We start from the raw sequence: 331 nt of genomic DNA, 5'->3' as shown, positions 1-331 counted from the left end.
GCCCCCCCCCCCCCGCCCGCGGCCCCCCCCGCGCCCCTCCGCGCAGCTTGTTCAGCCGCGTTGTTCTCGACCACCGCCTGGTAGACCTGCGACTCAACGTAGCGGACCATCAAGCCGTCAAGCAGCTCTTTGGCATCCGGTTCGTAGAGATAGTCCCAGTGGTGCTTGAGATCCTGATCCGGGGTGGCCACCAGTGGAATCAATTGCTCCACGGTAGGCTGTTGCGTCATGGTGTTGATGAATTTGTTGGACACCACGGACAGGCGGTCAATACGGCCGTCCAGGTAGGCATCCAGCATCACCTTGACGCTGCCGATCAAGTCATTGATCG

1 protein-coding gene is annotated in these 331 nt (G+C 61.6%); it reads right to left on the bottom strand.

Annotated features, from left to right (window positions below; genetic code table 11):
* Positions 1-331 (bottom strand): F0F1 ATP synthase subunit gamma (locus tag ACIPZE_RS28895; protein WP_400776842.1); only part of this gene is annotated, 331 nt, incomplete at both ends.

It is taken from the genome of Pseudomonas sp. NPDC089741, assembly GCF_044748825.1.
GTDB lineage: Bacteria > Pseudomonadota > Gammaproteobacteria > Pseudomonadales > Pseudomonadaceae > Aquipseudomonas > Aquipseudomonas helmanticensis.
This window is presented reverse-complemented; position numbering and strand designations above follow the sequence as displayed.